This is a genomic window from Peribacillus simplex, from assembly GCF_900156045.1.
GTDB lineage: Bacteria > Bacillota > Bacilli > Bacillales > DSM-1321 > Peribacillus > Peribacillus simplex_D.
Genome location: NZ_FTMX01000010.1, coordinates 79,908 through 97,715 on the forward strand (window position 1 = coordinate 79,908; position 17,808 = coordinate 97,715).

The 17,808-nt window shown below is 34.1% G+C and carries 13 protein-coding genes and 2 pseudogenes; 11 read left to right on the top strand and 4 right to left on the bottom strand.

Annotated elements, in window-relative coordinates; genetic code table 11:
* From BW986_RS25335 to BW986_RS25355, 5 genes are all read left to right on the top strand, one after another.
* A complete protein-coding gene (locus BW986_RS25335; protein WP_076371995.1) occupies positions 1–1,470 on the top strand; it encodes a class I SAM-dependent DNA methyltransferase in 1,470 nt (489 codons plus the stop codon).
* Positions 1,471–2,964: a restriction endonuclease subunit S gene (locus tag BW986_RS25340; protein WP_076371997.1), complete on the top strand. Its 1,494-nt coding sequence runs from the start codon at positions 1,471–1,473 to the stop codon at positions 2,962–2,964.
* A gap of 415 nt (positions 2,965–3,379) precedes the next feature.
* Complete coding sequence (locus BW986_RS25345; RefSeq protein WP_076371999.1) at positions 3,380–4,252, top strand: FRG domain-containing protein; 873 nt, start codon at positions 3,380–3,382, stop codon at positions 4,250–4,252.
* 414 nt (positions 4,253–4,666) lie between these two features.
* Positions 4,667–6,139, top strand: coding sequence for a DUF5677 domain-containing protein (locus tag BW986_RS25350; RefSeq protein WP_076372001.1), 1,473 nt, complete (start codon positions 4,667–4,669; stop codon positions 6,137–6,139).
* On the top strand, positions 6,129–7,214 hold the full coding sequence (locus BW986_RS25355) for a hypothetical protein (RefSeq protein WP_076372003.1): 1,086 nt from the start codon (positions 6,129–6,131) through the stop codon (positions 7,212–7,214). Before BW986_RS25350 ends, BW986_RS25355 begins: the two co-directional genes overlap by 11 nt.
* A 518-nt stretch (positions 7,215–7,732) precedes the next feature.
* On the opposite strand, the gene BW986_RS31370 is transcribed toward BW986_RS25355, so the two are convergent.
* From BW986_RS31370 to BW986_RS25370, 3 genes and pseudogenes are all read right to left on the bottom strand, one after another.
* Positions 7,733–7,969, bottom strand: a complete 237-nt coding sequence (locus BW986_RS31370) for a tyrosine-type recombinase/integrase (protein ID WP_142244741.1) — start codon at positions 7,967–7,969, stop codon at positions 7,733–7,735.
* A gap of 177 nt (positions 7,970–8,146) precedes the next feature.
* Positions 8,147–8,356: pseudogene (locus tag BW986_RS31375) on the bottom strand (tyrosine-type recombinase/integrase); the annotation flags it as partial.
* A gap of 194 nt (positions 8,357–8,550) precedes the next feature.
* Complete coding sequence (locus BW986_RS25370; RefSeq protein WP_076372007.1) at positions 8,551–8,733, bottom strand: hypothetical protein; 183 nt, start codon at positions 8,731–8,733, stop codon at positions 8,551–8,553.
* Between the two features lie 1,777 nt (positions 8,734–10,510).
* Here BW986_RS25370 and BW986_RS25380 point away from each other — a divergent pair.
* A complete protein-coding gene (locus BW986_RS25380) occupies positions 10,511–11,797 on the top strand; it encodes an SLC13 family permease (RefSeq protein WP_076372011.1) in 1,287 nt (428 codons plus the stop codon).
* Between the two features lie 209 nt (positions 11,798–12,006).
* Positions 12,007–12,507 (top strand): GIY-YIG nuclease family protein, encoded by a 501-nt coding sequence (locus BW986_RS25385; RefSeq protein ID WP_076372013.1) that lies wholly within the window; start codon positions 12,007–12,009, stop codon positions 12,505–12,507.
* A 57-nt stretch (positions 12,508–12,564) separates the two neighbouring features.
* Here the strand turns inward: BW986_RS25385 and BW986_RS25390 are convergent, their stop codons facing one another.
* Positions 12,565–13,047, bottom strand: coding sequence for a DUF456 domain-containing protein (locus BW986_RS25390; RefSeq protein WP_076372015.1), 483 nt, complete (start codon positions 13,045–13,047; stop codon positions 12,565–12,567).
* Positions 13,048–13,439: 392 nt separating this feature from the next.
* On the opposite strand from BW986_RS25390, the gene BW986_RS25395 reads away from it, so the two are divergent.
* From BW986_RS25395 to BW986_RS25405, 4 genes and pseudogenes are all read left to right on the top strand, one after another.
* The gene (locus BW986_RS25395; RefSeq protein WP_076372017.1) at positions 13,440–13,928 is read left to right on the top strand and encodes a DUF2975 domain-containing protein; all 489 of its coding nucleotides are present in this window, start codon (positions 13,440–13,442) and stop codon (positions 13,926–13,928) included.
* A gap of 742 nt (positions 13,929–14,670) precedes the next feature.
* Positions 14,671–15,693 carry a cell division protein FtsZ gene (gene ftsZ, locus BW986_RS25400; RefSeq protein WP_081395800.1) on the top strand — a complete coding sequence of 341 codons (1,023 nt, stop codon included), beginning with the start codon at positions 14,671–14,673 and terminating at the stop codon, positions 15,691–15,693.
* Positions 15,694–16,367: 674 nt separating this feature from the next.
* Positions 16,368–16,532, top strand: a pseudogene (locus tag BW986_RS29860) (ankyrin repeat domain-containing protein); the annotation flags it as partial.
* A 100-nt stretch (positions 16,533–16,632) separates the two neighbouring features.
* On the top strand, positions 16,633–17,601 hold the full coding sequence (locus tag BW986_RS25405) for a DUF4822 domain-containing protein (protein ID WP_076372019.1): 969 nt from the start codon (positions 16,633–16,635) through the stop codon (positions 17,599–17,601).
* Positions 17,602–17,808: the final 207 nt, after the last annotated feature.

Consider the following 17,808-nt stretch of genomic DNA (forward strand, 5'->3'; position numbering starts at 1 on the left):
ATGGCGATTAGTAATTTTGTAAAGAGAATTCAAGATGTTATGCGAAATGACTCGGGTGTTAATGGAGATGCCCAGAGAATTGAGCAAATCGTGTGGATTCTTTTCTTGAAAATATATGATGCAAAGGAAGAAGCATGGGAGCTCTATGATGACAATTATAAGTCCATCATTCCGGAAGGTTTAAAATGGAGAGATTGGGCGGTTGATCTAAAAGACGGTGAGGCACTGACCGGTGATTCTTTACTGGATTTTGTAAATAACAAACTGTTTCCTACCCTTAAGAATTTAGAAATTGATGAAGAAACACCGATGAGTCAAATCATCGTAAAATCAGCTTTTGAAGATGCCAACAACTATCAAAAAGATGGAGTACTACTTCGTCAAGTAGTTAATATAATTGATGAGATCGACTTTACAGAATATAAAGAGCGCCATGAATTCGGTACAATCTATGAATCGTTTCTTAAAGACTTACAAAGTGCAGGAAATGCCGGTGAGTTCTATACGCCTAGAGCTGTCACAGACTTTATGGTAGAAGTGGTTAAACCGGTATTAGGAGAAAAAATCGGAGACTTCGCCTGTGGTACCGGGGGCTTCTTGACATCTGCTTTATCTGCACTGGATAAACAAGTTGGTAACTCTCTTGAAAATAGACAAATCTATAACAAGTCTGTGTATGGAATTGAAAAGAAAGCATTGCCACATATGCTATGTGTGACCAATATGCTGATTCATGATATAGATGATCCGAATATCCTTCATGGCAATGCTCTAGAGATAGATTATAAAGAACTTCGTAAAATGGAGCCGTTTGATGTAGTTTTGATGAATCCACCTTATGGGGGAAGTGAGAAAGAAAGCGTCAAAGTCAACTTTCCAATGGAATTGAGAAGTTCTGAAACAGCTGATTTATTTATGAATGTGATCATGTATCGACTTAAGAAAAATGGCCGAGCAGCAGTTATCATTCCAGAAGGCTTCCTCTTTGGAACTGATAATGCCAAATTCAATATCAAGAAGAAATTATTCAGTGAATTTAATCTTCACACTGTTGTAAGGATGCCAAATAGTGTATTCGCACCATATACATCTATTAGAACGAATATCTTGTTCTTCGACAATACAGAACCGACAAAAGAAACATGGTTCTATCGTGTGGATATGCCTGAAGGTTATAAAAACTTCTCCAAGACTAGACCGATGAAGTTGGAACACTTCAATGAAGCTCTCGCTTGGTGGAATAACAGAGAAGAAATTGAAGTTGATGGTTTCCCTAAAGCGAAGAAATATCCAATCAGTGAGATTGAAGAAAAAAGCTACAACATTGATTTATGTGGCTTTCCTCAAGAGGAAGAAGTAATCTTGGATCCAATGGACTTAATTCAAGAGTATCAAGAAAAGAGAGCTTCTCTTAATGCTGAAATTGACTATGTTCTTGAACAGATTACTTCTAAGCTTGGAGGTAATTAAATGAATGCACAAGACTTAAAGAATAGTATACTTCAATTGGCAATACAGGGAAAACTCGTCCAACAGAGAGAAAAAGAAGGTGCTGCCAAGGAACTTATTAAGATGATTAAGGTAGAAAAAGAGCAGCTGATAAATGAAGGAAAGATAAGAAGAGAAAAGCCATTTCCTAAAATTAATGAAGACGAAATTCCTTTTGATGTTCCAGAAAATTGGGAGTGGGTAAGATTTGGGGACTTAGGAAGTTATAAAAAAGGACCTTTTGGGAGTGCTTTAACTAAGTCAATGTTTGTTCCAAAGGGAACTGATACTGTAAAAGTATATGAGCAAAAAAATGCTATTCAAAAAAGTGTTGATTTAGGTGATTATTATATAACTCGTGAATATTTTGAATCTAAAATGAAAGGATTTGAATTATTACCGGGTGATATAATAGTCAGTTGTGCTGGTACGATTGGGGAAACTTATGTAATGCCCACTGATTTTGAGCAAGGCATTATTAATCAAGCTCTTATGCAGATGAAATTAATGCCTAGTGTATATGTAGAATATTTTTTGTTATATTTTGATTTTATATTAAAAAAGACGGCTAGAAAAAGCAGTAAAGGTTCAGCTATAAAAAACATACCTCCATTTCAGGAGTTAAAGAATTATGTAGTTCCCCTTCCGCCTCTTGAAGAACAAAAACGTATCGTAGCAAAGATAGAAGAACTAATGCCTTATGTGGAGAAATACGATAAAGCCTATTTTGAGGTCGAGGAGCTGAATAAGAAGTTCCCGGAGGATATGCAAAAATCTATTTTGCAATATGCGATCCAAGGTAAGCTAGTAGAACAGCGAAAAGAAGAGGGTACTGCTGAAGAACTTTATCAGCAGATTCAAGAACAAAAAGAAAAGCTGATAAAAGAAGGCAAGATAAAGAAGACAAAGAATCTTCCTGAAATCACAGAGGATGAGATCCTATTTGATATACCAGAGAATTGGAAATGGGCAAGGTTTTCTGAAGTGATAGATGTTCGAGACGGAACCCATGACACCCCAGCCTATGTATCAAATGGTTACCCATTAATTACTGGAAAAGATTTTTATAATGGTTATTTTGAATTATCAAAAACCCAGTATGTTTCAGAGAATGATTATAAAGAAATAAGTAAACGATCAAATGTTGAAGTAGGAGACATTCTTTTTTCAATGATTGGTGGGAATATTGGAAGTATGATTTTAATTGAACCTCAGAACTATTTTGAGATGGCAATTAAGAATGTCGCTTTATTCAAACAGTATACTCCTAATATGATTATGTCGAAATATCTGATGTATTATCTTAAAAGTCAAGTTTCAAGAATGAAAGCCAATGCAAGTGGTGGTGCACAAGCTTTCGTTTCATTGACTGTATTGCGAAGTTATCTACTTCCACTTCCACCACTGGATGAACAAAAACGAATTGTGGAGAAGATTGAAGAACTACTACCTTACACTGAAAAACTGGTCAAATAGAACAATTGTGTTACCCTAGGGGAGGTCTAATCTTTACACTTTTCAATATGACGACCGCGTCCGGCCAACCACGCGAAAAATCGCATAATTCGATAGGGGGGTACCCCTAAAACGCCTAAATAAAGCCGCATAGCCGTGTAAACCTTGATATTAAAGGGTTTACGGGTTATGTGGTATTTTTATTTCTTCAAAAAGTATAGGTTTTAGCTAAAAAAATGTCGGTTAAAGTCTTGATTTAAGACTGTTTTTAGCCAATATGAAACTAGAAGGCAATAGTTGTTAATGACTCTTTGAATTTTAATACTAGAAAAGCACTTTAAAAAATTACTTAAGGAAATAGTGTAGTTTTGTGGTTGCAAAGGAGAAAAATTTAGTATAATTGTGGAAAATTCGAGAATAACAGAGGGATGGGTTTATGGATGCTGCAGAGAAAATATATATAAAAATTACTAATGAAATAAGTAATCATGCAGATAGATTCAATATTAATTTGGCAAAGGGTGAGCTTTGGTATAGAGGGGAAGCAAGAATGTATGATACCACGCCTTCCACGTTTATGAGGCAACTTCCTATGGGTGGCCCAGAGAGTAGTGAATTAATGATTGGTACATACATAATGATGTATGAAAGCTGGATTTACGAAAAATTTAGCAAGGAACTGTTAGATAAGTTCCCAACATTACACGAAAGCTTAACAAAAAATGGTTGGGATATTGTATATTACATGCAACATTATGGGATTCCAACTAGATTTATTGATTGGACTGAAGACCTAAACACTGCATTGTTTTTCGCTACTGAAAAGGCCAATACAACAAATGATGATTCAGTCCTTTGGTTATTTACTCCATACGAAATGAACAAATTAATGTACGGTGAAGAATGGTTAAAGCATCCTGCCGAGGATAAAACTTATCGAGATTTCGTATATGCAAAAATGCATGGTTTAGAACAAAAGATAGGTGCAGCAATTAGCCCACATGGACTGAAAAGTTTTGCCACAAGGGACATTGAAAGGTTATATAGTCAGTACGGACATTTTGTATTTATCCCAAAAGATTATAGAGATATGCGTGCTTATATTGATAAGATAAGCTTAGAGTTTCCCTCTTCAAAGGATAAACTTCTGTCCAAAATCATAATTCCAAATTCAAAAGCTAGGTTAGTTAACGATTATTTAACAAGTATAGGATGTGATAAAAGCAATTATAAACTGGATAAAGAACCATTTATCAACCCATCTGACTATACTTTCGAAAGTCTTTTGGAGACAATGAATAAGAAGTAATCAGATTTGATCAAGGATCTAGGATTAATGCAATTTAAAAAATGGAGTAACATTACAAAGAGAGTATGGAGAATATCACGGTCAAGTAATTCAAATGGATAATAAGTTCGTAATAAGCATTATTTGGAATGAAGAAACAAGGGTAACTGTAAGAGAAATAGAAATTATCGATTGGCGTAAGGAATTTAGTGGGGACAGTAATGATAATCATTTGGAAGTGTTAAAACAACTATTAGCAAAGAAGTAAGCAACGATGAATTGAAATAATAAAGTATCCTGCTGCAGAGAGCAGTGAACGAAAAAGCATCTACCTGTTTTGTGAAAATATACGAGAGAGTAGGTGCTTTTAATTTATGTAAAATAGGGATTTAACAAAAGTTTAAAATATCCTGTAGATTGGAAAAGGAGGTAAATATGAAGGGAGAAAACTTAAGTAAATTATCTGATCATAAATTTAAGAAAGGAATAATTGTTTCTCCGGCCAACGATTCTTTTGGAGATACTCTAAAATTTAATTCATGGACTAAAGAAAGGCTTCCAGAATATTTATGGTTAGGATTAATTTTAAATTATTATGGAAGAGATAAAGGATTAAAAAAAGGAGAAAGCATTCTTTATCATATTGCAAATATTAACGTGGACATTACACAGCCAAAATTATCAATGATATTTAGCTTGTCGAAAGAGAAACAGGATGAGATATATAAAATTATATGTAACTTCATTAATCCTAGTATTTTGTCCCCTCTGACTATATTATATCGAGGAGAACAACATAAAGTCTTTAATCATTACTTTTATGATAACAGTCAAACAGTAGAGGATAGAATTTCAACGTTAAGAAGTTCAGTAAAGATGTTTTATAATCACCAATCTAACGATACAACGGATCTAAGATACTTATCTATTTGCCTGCCCCTTTTTAAAGGAATGGTTCGTTTATCAGAAGGAGTTGGCATGACTATAGAATCTATTAAGAACTATAGTAAAACGGATCACGAAGATGAAAGAATGAGGTTTTATAGGCCATCAATAAGGAGTTTCGAAGTTATTGATATGGAAGAGAATGACGATGAATTTATTTCTTATTTTTGGAGAGAACTTGGTCTATGTACTGATTGTTCCCCACTGTATATTGATCACCCTGAACATGTGTATGATATACAGGAGTTTTTTTATGATACAAAGAAAGTATTTGAAAATATTACCCTACTTAATAAAGAGAAACTAATTGAAGATCCAAAATTTAATGTGCTAATGGGTTCTACATGCTATATTCTTAAATTGACTGGTGAAGTAATAAACAATGAGCTAAAGGACTCAATTTTAGGACGCCTTGCATTTAGAACTATACTAGAGGTTTTTATTATGATGAAATATCTTATCATAAAAGAAGCTAGTCAAGATGATATATTTCAAGGATATCAATTATATGGAATTGGAAAATATAAACACATTCTACTTCGTGTTCGTGAAAGTAGTATTGAGAGAGAAAGCCATATAGCAGTACCAATTGTAGAAACAATAGTTAATGAACCTATGTGGGAGGAATTTGTGAATATTGATGTTCGTTTTTTTGATCAGCAAAATATTAAGAAGAAGTTTGAAGAAGTAAATGAAAAGGAATTATACGAAATATATTATGAATACACGACAAATTACGCTCATGGTTTTTGGGGGGCTATTAGAGAAAGCTCTATGTTAATTTGCGATAACCCACTACATAAATACCATACGGTTGCAGATTTTAATTTTTATCAGAAATTACCAAGTGTGATTTACGATATATTAAAAATATTAAAAAAACACATTGAGCTCTTATCTGAAGTCTATGAATTTCCAAAATGGTATAAAGTAAAATATAAGGATTTAGTATATGGCAAATGATGTATTAAAAATAATACAAATAGAATATAACCAATTATTAAATAAATTACTACCAGACATCGATAATAATGCACCAGTGGAACCAAGTAAAATACTAAGAATAATTGATGAAGTGAAACTTTTTTGGTATAAAAGGTTACCATTAGTTGAGTTTGAGATTGAGAATTGGGCTCGAGCAAAAGAGTGTTTATTACTTTCAGGTGCAATTTATCTGAATGTTAAAGATAATGAGCATTATTTTTTCACTCTTTTTGGTGATTACCATGTTGTTGATGACCCATTAATAAAATTGGAAGGTTTTTTTAGATATTCAGATGTTAAGCTTTTAGATAAAAATTTAATAGATATCTTTAAAAGAGCTTACTTTGATACTCTTGAAGTAACCAAAAACCATTCAAATTTAATACACATCCTTCCTATTAAAGAACTGGTATTAAAATATTACAATGACAATAATGAGTTAATAAATAAGTTCTATTGGAAGTTTGTTTCCATTATTCTAAATTCCGAAGTGAAAAATACATCAGAGTTTTTTGATAAATTTAGGGCGTTATCGGATATTGAGAAAGAACTTGATGAATTTATATTGAGCAATTTAATTTTTATAGATACAAATGATTCGAAGTTAAGTTTAGAAGATAGATGTAATAGATATAAAAAAGAATATCAACAATTTGAAGAGTTAACAAACCTCGAAATTTTTAATGTAGCAACTTATTCATATGTTGCTCAAACTATAGACATATTATTAATCTCTTCTTTTTTAGGATTTACACCATACATAAGAAACGATATAGCCTTTAGATACTTTTTATTATTGAAGGATACATTTATTGGAGACGATGAAATTAGGAAAGTTGTAGAAAAGAGTATCGTTTTATACATTGCATATAAATCGGTACATTTAACAAGACTAACAAAATATAATTTTGATGAATTTATTGATCGAGTAAAGAATGAGAACCTTATGTTTAGTATTTTTGAAAGATTAAAAAGTAATGAAATTGAAGTGATTTACAGTGAAGTAGAACCAACAAGGAAAATAATAGATGAAGAGATAAATAAGTTACTTTAAGAAATATTATGTGTTTATAAAAATGAACCATCGTCGGTAAAAAGGAGCTTTTTCGTGGGTATAGAGTATTCAATCCAATCGAAGCTCCTTCTGTATATGTTATCCAGCGTTAAGGTGAATCGAATCATGAATGGAAAGGATTTTATAGATCTAGAAGGCTAACAGAATGAGAAACTTGTGTAAATAAACAACAAATTTTAATATTTGAAAAAGGTTATCTTAATGAATCACCTTGGCAAGATGGCAAGTAGTGCGAGTATGTCCTTCAGTATTTGTCCTCGGGCTTGTCCTCGTCATTATTAAAATTTATTTAAATGTATTTCAGGTGAAATTTTAAAATGGTTGATATGCAGGGGTTTTAAAAACCCTATTTACTTCTATTATAAATCCAAATGAATGGGCGGCATGATGTAATCATCGCCTAGAACCCTTGGTATATATGGGTTTGTAAGGTGGAGATTAGTGAAATGCTAACTTTTTGCTAACTTTTAGTTTTTGAAACAACTTTATTTCAACAATTAGAGGAGACCTTTCGTAAGTTCACTGAACTTATGGGAGGTCTTTTCTTTGATATTTTTTGTCATATGAGAGTAAATGTTCATCGTCGTGTTTATATCGGAATGCCCCAATCTTTCTTGAATCTCTTTTACGCCTGCCCCAGCTTCAATGAGAAGTGATGTATGAGTATGTCTAAACTGTGGGGGGTAATATGCTTGTCTACGTCCATATGCTTCAATAGACGCTGTAAACGCAATACCATTTGCTTCATAACCCGTGGATTACCGATATTTTCAGAAAAATGAAATCTTGATCCTCATATACTAACCGTTGTTTCATTTTCAATTCCATCTGCTCACGCTTGTTTGCTTTGAATAAGGCGACAAGTCCATCGTCAATCATGATTGTACGGATTGACTTTTTTGTTTTTGGGGTTAGGAGTTGATAACCTGTACTTTTGTTATTTGGATTATAGTATGTTTTGATATTCTTATTGTTTTCTTAGTAAGGTCCAGGTCTGTCCATTTTAATGTTAACATTTCTCCTAAACGAATACCGGTATATGCCAAAGTAGCAAAACATAGATAGTCTAGATATAATCCATGTTCTTTTGTGATACGTAGAAAGGTTTTCAGTTCATTTAGCTCAAGAAACTTTTCCTTAACCTCGTCTCTTCGATATCCTCAACAATCAAATGCTTTTTTGGCATGACAAAGCCATAGGTTGGATTTGTCTTTATCAAGTCTTGCCTGATAGCATGCTTGAAGATTATGTTTCCCGTCGTATGGATACTATCAATATAGTTATGGCTAAATTCCTTATTTAGTTCGTTGATTCGTCATTGATACATATGCTTTGTAATCTTAAGAAGGGGTAGGTGCCCCCATGTTGATACAAGATGCTTCATAGCTATCCTACGAGAGTCTATTCGGTAATCGCGATAATCTCTAAAAAAGGATTCCACTTTTTCTTCCGGAGTTTCAATACTTTCAATTAATTTTATGAGTTCTTGTTTATTCATTATGTTCCCCCTTATTTAATTTTAGCACCTTATTTGTTAGTGAAATCAATCTTTTGAATGTGCGTTCCTTAAGATATACCTCTTATAACTAAAGATCAAACAGATACTATAATTACAAACAATAGTATTCCTGTACCAAGTGATATTTGGAGTAGTTTTGGATGCCTATCGCGAGGTTTTGGAAGGCTCAGTGACACTAGCAAACCTTCATCTATCTACCGATAAGTGGCTCGTATTCAATCCGATAGGTCTATCATTGGACCTCCGGATGCACCCACCAACAATATCAAACGTATGTAATATATATTGGGACAAATGTCGTGCTTTGGAGAATAGTTGTCAACAAGCAGAAACTGACTTTGACTCATACCACAGACCCTAAACTAAAAGATTTAGCAAAGGTGAACGGGAGCATTATAAAAGCCAGTTAGATATAGCTAATCAGGATTGGATTGTCAGAGATTGCAAGGCAGGAAAGGAAATAGCTGCAATTACCGAAAGTTCCTTAAATGATAAGTACACCGAGTCAGTAGATAGGATGATCAAACAACTTTAGTAACTCGTAGCCTTAAATTTGATAACTCATTCACCCGGATGCCGCTTCCTATGAAGATAAAGATACATTCCTAAACAGTTTGGATCCGTTTTTTGATAACCGAGACTGATCCCGTTTGAATTAGTAGCATCAGAAGACAAGATCTCTGTAAACAATCATATTAAGCAGAAAAATTATAATTTATAGAATTTTCAAAAAAATAAATTGACGTTTTTCTGTTAACTATCTACAATATAATTAAAACTTGTATGGTACATGGTAGAAGTCTTTTATTTTTTGTGGTTTCAAAGCTAGAAATAAATGATCATTATAGTTTCAGGCTATACGGTTAGGAATTTTTAGTGAAATCTACCATGGTACATGGTAGATAAAGGAGGGAACATGTGTAACAAAACCAACTGAAAAAGAATTAAAGAGTTGTTTACTGTAAAGAAAGTTATGGAAGGCCTTACGGCAGGTTTACTAGCGGATAAAGGAATGTTAAGGAAATTAACGAAATTCAGAAAGTAGTAGCATCTATAGAGATAGCCGTCCAAACATCAAATCACAGGCTATATGTCGAAGTAAATAATATATTCATAAAGCCACACTTGAAAGGCCTGACAACTCTGAATTTTACACTATTTGCTTAATTTACTCCTTAAGCAGATACCATATAGCGGGTATGTTTATACAAGCATTGAGGTACCTAATCGCCTTGAAATTCACTTAAGGAACACCATGCAATCTTAGCATCTATGTAAAAGGGGACCGTGATGAAGCCGAGAAGGCCATGGGTGAGCATGTAAGAGCAAATAGAAGGAAACTTAAAACATGAATTGCCAAAAAGCTTTACCAAAAATCACAGAATGAGGAAAGGGTTAATAATTTTCTATAAATTGTCAGGTGTATTGAAGAATTTTACAAAATTTGAGAAGAAATCCTTCGAACTAACCAAAATTGTAATTGTGTACGACAAGATAGGGGACGGAGGACCTGACCACCTCCAGGTCACGGTTAGCGGCACTAATGAATCACTTGAACATGGATAAAAGCCATCTGGTTGACTTTTTCTTTGGGTGGAATGGTGGCCTAGGCATTTACGTTAAAATATACAGAAAAATTGGAAGCGTTAACAATTCTGAATACAGTTGCTAATCGGAGCTGTAGAGAAAGTTACAGATAAGAAATATTCAGATTATAAATCTTTATAACATTCAGCTTTAATAGGGAGGGTTTTAAATGAGTGTAGAAATTTTGTCAATAATAGTTCTTATAGTTATGTTTATTATTGCCTCGATTTTTCCAATTAATCTTGGAATATTTGGATTCGTCGCAGCTTTTATTGTGGGTAACCTTATCAGCGGACTTGAAATAGAAGAAATCTTTAGTGGCTTTCCAGCAAGCCTGTTCGTTATTCTTGCAGGGGTTACTTATTTGTTCTCAATAGCTCAGACCAACGGGACTATTGACTTGATTACTCAATCAGGTCTACGTTTGGTCAGAGGTAACATTGGTCTTGTTCCATGGATAATGTTTATTCTAAGTACTTTACTGACTAGTGTTGGTGCACATGGAGTTGCTTCTGTCGCGGTTTTCGCTCCGATTGCGTTAAGATTGGCAGCTCAAAACAACATTAATCCCCTAATGATGGGAATAATGGTTACTCAGGGAGCATTTGCAGGTTCTTATTCACCTATAAATCCTGTAGGGGTTGTAGTTAACGGTGTTTTGCAATCACGGGACTTGCCTACCGCACCAGGGTTACTCTACCTAAATGCTCTTATCTTTAGTGTAGTGTTTGCGGGGATTATATTTGTTATTTTTGGTGGAGTTCGATTATTGAAAAAACAGCTCAATCGTGATGTACCGCATACTTCAGAAATAGCAACTACATTGGAAGAGAATACAGATATACAGGAAGTAACCAAGATTACCTGGTATAAAGGAGCTACGCTTGCAGGTATAGTTCTTATGGTCATCTTTACACTTGTGTTCGACGCAAACATTGGTTTTGCTGCGTTTACAGTAGGTTTAGTGTTGGCCTTATTTTCTCCTAGAGAGCAATCTGGAGTACTTGCGCGTATGCCATGGGCTGTTATCCTAATGATATCGGGAATCGTGACTTATGTGGGAGTAATGGAAAAGATCGGTACCACTGAATACTTAACTCATTTAATAGAAAAAGTAGGTAACCCTATGATCGCGGCACTCGCAGCGTCATATATAGGTGGAGTAATCTCGGCCTTTGCCTCGACTACAGGTATCTTAGCGGCTATACTTCCGATGGCGGCTCCTATCCTACAAGATCCTACAATATCGGCTATTGGCGTAATTACAGCAATCTGCATTGCTTCTGCCATTGTTGATTTAAGTCCTTTCTCTACAAATGGGGCATTATTACTTGCGAATGTCCAAGGCGTAAAAGAGCGTGTGTTTTTCCGACAGATATTAATCTTTTCAATAGTTATTATCGCTACTGCACCGGGAATTGCATGGCTTGTATTTGTTTTAATTGGAATACCATAATTTCTTAACTGTCAGTAGAATTTGGAGTTATCTGGTTTCCTGCTTGGGGATCGAGAATAATCAGGCCATATTTAGGGGTTGTACGAGCTTAAAAGTATAACTCCGGTGACAGATTTTCCAGAGCACTATGATGTCCCTTTTAGGGGGAAGGCGAAGGTTGATAGTATATATAGATATGATTTAAAAAAATAGCTGGATTTGAGGACCTGGTGAATAGAGTTGTCATTAAGTGGGACGGGGTTGGCTCGGGATGGTGCATCAAATTTGATACATACAATAATGAGGTGGTTCAAGTACTACCTAAAGGATATGTACGAGACTTCCCGGGTTATTTAGAAATCAATTTATCTTTTCGTGAACTACAAGGGATAGTTAAAGATCCTAATGCTAATGCCATTTGGCATAAAATACTTTCTTCGGTTGGTGCTGTCTATCTTATTGTAGATACAAAGGATGGGAAACAATATGTAGGGTCTGCTTCCGGAAAAGAGGGCTTACTCGGAAGGTGGAAAGAATACGCGATTAATGGTCACGGAAATAATATAAAGTTAAAAGAGCTCATTGATGCTGGCCCTCAGCGAATTCATACTTTCAAATACACGATCCTTCAAACGTTACCAAAAACATTAACGAAAGAGGAAGTCCTTAGAGAAGAGATTAAATTCAAAGAAAAACTTGGTTCCAGAGCCTATAGGTTAAATTTAAATTAAATAAAAAAAAGCTGACCGATACAGGTCAGCTTTTTCCTTACTCTAAATTGTTTTTAATTAAAAGATTACAGCTAAAATGAACCAAATGATCATCAACAATTGAATCAATATTTTGGCTAAGCTGCCACCTAAAAAGCCTATAATGGTAGCAAATCCAACTTTAGTAGCCTTCATCATATCTTTATGTATGATTAATTCCGTAACAAGGACCGCTAAAAATGGAACAAGAATAATTCCAAAAGGAGGGAAAACAAATGAACCAACAATCGTAGCAATAGCTGCTATTGTCTCGGATGTTTTCGAACCTCCATATTTCTTAACAAAGTAACTGTTCGCAATAATATCGGCCGCGATTAATACACCGCTTAACACCACCATACTGATCCAGAACCATAAAGATAACGCATCCGAATTAATGAGAAATTGATAAACTGCAAATCCACCCCATATGGCCACAACCGAAGGGATGATAGGATAGACAATTCCTACAAAACTTAAAGCGAACAAGAGAATAGTTAATCCCCACCATAAAATATCCAATAAAACTCCACCTTTTCATACTTACGTATCATTTATCTACTAAATTATATTTCTATCTAGGGACAATAACAAATTTATTCTTTTTTTGTATATAAAAAGAAGCAGACTTAAGACTTCACTTTTTATATACAAAAGCACTGTTATGATAAAAAGTATAATTTCATTAAATGCTCAAAACGAATATAAATACTAGCACTAAAGGTAGGGGTGCAAATTTTAACATTTTAAAATAAGAGCATTTCTTTGTAATGAGAAATGCTTTTTATTTTTGTCAAAATTAAAAGGATATAATAATAACAATAATAATATAATTAAAAACGATATGATTTTATTGCAAAACAATAAATCATGTGTTAAAGTCATTTTATTATTAAATCAGTGAGGTGCTTTAAATGAATTTTAAACAAGGTTCAACCTCTTTCTTAAAGGTAATTATTTTTCTGATTGGAATTGCGATGCTTGCTTTATGTATCTATTGGTTGCCTGAGATAGCCATTAAAGATGCAAAGGTACATCCAGATACGGCTTATTTCCTAATCCCCTTTTTAGTATGTGCATATGGATTCTGTATTACGTTTTCTGTGGCGTTGTATCAAGCATTTAAACTACTAACCTCTATCGAAAAAAACAATGCTTTCTCTGAATTATCCCTTAAATCTTTGAAGGTTATAAAAAAATGTGCTTTTACAGTCATTCTCCTCATTTTGTTAGGAATAGTAAGCTTAAAGGTACTTGCTAAAATCACAGGAGACGACCCAGCAGGTCCTATATCACTAAGTCTAATGGGTATTTTAGCAACAAGTATCATCGCAGCCATTGTGGATGCACTTCAAAAGCCATTAAAAAATGTCCCAGATATTAAGTCAAAAATGAATGATTAACGGATATGTAAGACTTTGGATTGTCTGCCAGGTGATTTTTGGAGTACAAAAGCGACGAAGACACTCAATAAAAACAGACACAACTAATTTATTTAACTACGGGGACGATAGCTCAATGAACCGCCTTTTCACCAAGGCGGTTTTCTTATGGTCAAATATCAACATTAGAATTTAACATAGCCTTTAATAAAGAAATTCTAAATGAGTTTTAATCAAACCATTTTTCTTAATTTTTTTTCAAAACGGATTCGTTTTACCCGTAAAAAAAGTAATAGAGTGTGCAATTTTTAATTGAACTTTATTTTAAAGTAAACTTTAGATAAATAGAGTGTTTTGTTAAGGTTTTTGAGAATTGTGAAGAAATGGACTTAAACTATAATAGGGGGGCGGCACTCAAATTGGGAGCCGTCTTTTTACTATCGCTGCGATTGCGGCTGTAAAATAAGTGGCACCAGAAAATGTATATATTGATTTAAAAATGGAATTACCTTAAAATAAAAATCAAAGATTACCTTTTCAGGATATCGAATCTTTCTAACTTTAGCAAAGAGTGGAAGGATTCCATGAAAGGCATTGTCGTTAGCAGCTCCTTTACGGGACTGCTAACGACAATGCCTTTTTCTTTAACTAAGTCTAATTATAAGAAATACAAAACATTTCGAATAAAATGAATGAATGTTTTCCAATGTTATTTGAATAGTTTGGAACAAGGTAATTTCAATGAACTAGGAGGTCCTATAATATGGATTTTGATACAAGTGTAAACTCATTAGTTAACATTAAAGTAATTGGAATCGGCGGTGGAGGAAATAACGCCGTTAACCGTATGATCGAGCATGGAGTTAAAGGTGTAGAATTTATTGCTGTTAATACAGATGCACAATCTCTTAATTTATCAAAAGCAGAAGTCAAGATACAAATCGGTGCAACATTAACAAGAGGTTTAGGATCAGGGGCAAATCCAGAAGTAGGCAAAAAGGCAGTTATAGAAAGCAAAGAGCAGATCCAAGAAGCATTAAAAGGTACAGACATGGTATTCGTTACAGCTGGAATGGGCGGCGGTATAGGAACGGGTGCTGCTCCTGCTATTGCTCAAATTGCCCGTGAGCTTGATATATTAACCATTGGCGTTGTAACACTACCGTTTGCGTTTGAGGGCCATAAGCGTGCAACACAAGCAGCAGGCGGAATCGTCTCAATGAAGAAATCAGTGGACACATTAATAGTTATTCCAAACGATCGTTTATTGAAGACTTTACATAAAAATACACCCATGCTTGAAGCATTTCGTGAAGCGGATAATGTTCTTCGCGAAAGTATCCAAGGTATATCGGATTTAATTGCTGTACCAGGTTTAATCAACCTTGATTTTGCTGACGTGAAAACAATCATGTCCAATAAAGGGTCTGCCTTAATAGGCATTGGCAGAGCAACAGGTAAAAATCGCGCTGTGGAAGCTGCAAAGAAAGCAATTTCCAGTCCATTACTTAACACTTCGATTAACGGAGCCCAAGGTGTGCTAATGAAACTTACAGGCGCCAATATAAGTTTATATGAAGTACAAGAGGCAGCCAATTTTGTTACTTCTGCGGCAGACTCAGAGTTTAATATGATTTTCGGTTCTGTTATTGACGAAAACTTAAAAGATGAAATTATAGTAATTATCATTGCTACTGGCTTGAATGATCAGGAGATTCTATCATTAAAAATGTCTGCCCGTCCTTCAAAAGCAGAAATGGAAAAAACACTGTCACCAGAGTTCTGATACAAAAATTTCACGAAGGGAGCCGTTTAGGCTTCCTTTTGTACGTTCTGTTTTTAGCTCCTTAATTAATCGTATGCTGTTAAGGATGACAAGAATCGTACTTCCTTTTTTACTGTTCACTCATTGAAAATGGTACTAAGTTAATGATGTGGTAGAAAAAAATTTAGAAAGGTTAAGTTTATCAAATACATTAGTTTTTGATAAGGAGTTTTCCTGTTTGTAAAATCAGTGTTTTATCCCTTCACAATGGTGGCAGTTCTATTTTTTATAAACATGAAGAAATTTTAAGATTAAGTTTATCTTTTTTTAAGAATTTTTTAAATGGAAGTTTATAATTGGGTACTAACATAATAGAAGTAGTAACTAAGTTCATTGAGTGGATCTGAGACTTTTTCATTCCAGTTTATAGCAAAAATAATAATGAATGATAGGCAGGTGAATTTGATGTGGAGGTGGCTAACAATAGGATAGTTATTGGTGGCATTATCCTCCTTCAGGGATGCATCTCAGATTAAGATGCAGAACCAAATGCACAGGAAACTGAAATAAGGGTAAAAATAGGTGTGAATGAACAATTAATTCAAGCTGCAGTACACAAGGAAACAGAAACAATAAAGAGATTGATTGAGGAAGGTGTCGATATAAATACAAAGGACTAAGAAGGTCAAACTGCTACTATGATCGCAACTTATAATAATGATATCGAAACCACTAAAGTCTTGATTAAAGCGGGGACGGATGTGAACATTCCGGATAGAAATAATGTAACTCATTTGCATGCACGTGAGAAAGAGTTTAAAGAGATTGAACAAATTTTGTTAAAACCAGGAGCAGAATAGTTAGATTGTATAAGCCTCCAAGTAAAATTAATACCGTATTACTGCTTAAATATTAAAAAAATTTAAAATATACCACAATAAAAAATGAGGAGACCATAAAATGAACAAAAAAGCAAAAGCAATAACATCAATCCTGCTTGGATTCACATTAGTTTTAACCGGTTACAGCGGAGCTAACGCCCAAGAAAATCATAGTAACCATTGGCAAAAACGTGTTATTAAAGAGACTAAAAAGGAACATAAGTTAACCAAAGGACAGGCAATGGCCTACATTCTTAGCAGCACAGATTGGCAAGGTACTAGAGTGTATGACAAACATCATAATGACTTAACAAAAGAGAATGCAAACTTTATTGGTCTTGCGAAATATGATATGAAAACAGGACATTATGAATTTTTTGATGCAAAGACTGGGAAAAGTCGTGACGATAAGGGAACATTCTTTATCACTAATGATGGAAAGAAGAGAATATTAATTTCGGAATCAATGAATTATCAAGCTGTTGTTGACATGACAAAACTAAATAAACATGTTTTTACTTATAAAAGAATGGGGAAAGATGCCAAAGGCAACGATGTAGAGGTATTCGTTGAGCATGTTCCTTACAAAGAAAAAGAGCTTTCTTTTACTGATCCGGACAAGCAGTTGAACACTACTACCGGAGATATTGTTAAAGACGTTGATGGAGATAAAATTTTAGGCAGCACCCTTTGGCACGGAACAAAGGTATTAGACGAAGATGGCAATGATGTAACAAAGTATAATACGATGTTTATAAGTCTGGCAAAATTTGATGACAAGACTAATAAATATGAATTTTTCAATGTTGAAACAGGAAAAAGTCGCGGTGATTATGGCTACTTCGATATTGTACACGAAAATAAAATAAGAGCCCATGTTTCAATTGGAAATAATAAGTATGGTGCTGCTCTTGAACTTACCGAACTTAATAAAAATAAATTTACGTATAAAAGAACGGGTAAAGACAAAGATGGCAAGGACATAACTGTATTCGTTGAACATGAATCTTATAAAGGCGATTTTAAACCGAAATTTAGTTTTAAGTAAGATTGACTTGTCGTCAAGAAGGGAATGGATTTTTCCATTCCCTTTTTGATTTTCATTAACAAGGAATGAAACAACAAGAGCTTCTTTTTCGACATTAAAAGTGAGAAATCAAGTGAAATGATTGGATTAGTTCAGAAGATAGTGAGGTTTTTTTCTTAAACTTATTCATTAAAGTGCAAATTAACATGATTTAATGTGAGCTATTGA